This window comes from Mesorhizobium sp. f-mel (genome assembly GCF_053850215.1).
In genome coordinates, this window is record NZ_JBSPTO010000091.1 from 1 (window position 1) to 360 (window position 360).

1 protein-coding gene is annotated in these 360 nt (G+C 64.2%); it reads left to right on the forward strand.

Features of this window, described 5'->3' with window-relative positions; translation table 11 throughout:
- On the forward strand, positions 1–360 hold a 360-nt coding region (locus ACWUKX_RS31030; protein ID WP_456010468.1), incomplete at both ends, for a diacylglycerol kinase.

The window sequence follows — 360 nt, forward strand, 5'->3', positions numbered from 1 at the left end:
ATCGGCCAAGCGGGGCAGCTCGGCCTCAATGGTGGCCTTCCGTGGGAAGGCAACCGGTCGCCGGAGTTTGTCGCTGACGTTGCACGATTTTTCGACCTCACCAGAGGGCACGTCTTGCTCGCCGGTCCCAAGACGATCGCAAGCATTCCGGATTTTGCTCGCCCGGATCGGGAACTTGTCGTCGTTCGCTCCACCATGGATCCGGAGGACACGCTCCGGCGCTTTGCCGGCCGTGTCGTCTTCATCGGCGGCGGTCCACCGGTGTGGGACGCCTACGCGCGCTTCGTCAGCCATTGGGATGTCACCCGGCTGCCCTATGACGGGCCGGCAGACCGCTGGTTCGATGCAAGATGGCTTACG